General features: G+C 78.1%; 1 pseudogene. It reads left to right on the top strand.

The features are described from left to right. A pseudogene (locus tag V5O49_RS00260) lies at positions 1-242 on the top strand (transposase); the annotation flags it as partial. Positions 243-361: the final 119 nt, after the last annotated feature.

Below are 361 nucleotides of genomic sequence, written 5' to 3'. Positions count from 1 at the left end.
CCCGCCGAGCCCGTGCACTGGCCGACGAGGCCGCCATCCACGAGAAAGCGATCCTGGCGATCGTCCGGTCCTGGCGCCCCGACCTCCTGGACCAGCCCGGCATCGGCCCGATCGTGGCCGCGACCGTGCTGTGGGCCTGGTCCCACCCAGGACGCACCCACTCCGAAGCCGCGTTCGCGACGCTCGCCGGCGTCGCCCCGACCCCCGCCCCCAGCGGCCGCGTCGGCGAGCGGCGTGGCGATGTCGACCAGCGAGAAGCTGCCGGAGAGGTCGATCTCGCCGATGGCGGCACCCCGCAGGCCGGCCCCGGCCGCGAGCGCGCCGGCGACGCCGCCGGGCTCGGCACCGTCGGCGGGGCCCC

Origin of the sequence: Isoptericola haloaureus (assembly GCF_036689775.1) — a bacterium.
Taxonomy (GTDB): Bacteria; Actinomycetota; Actinomycetes; order Actinomycetales; family Cellulomonadaceae; genus Isoptericola; species Isoptericola haloaureus.
The sequence above is the reverse complement of the archived record's forward strand: the minus strand, read 5'-3'. Positions and strand labels throughout refer to the sequence as shown.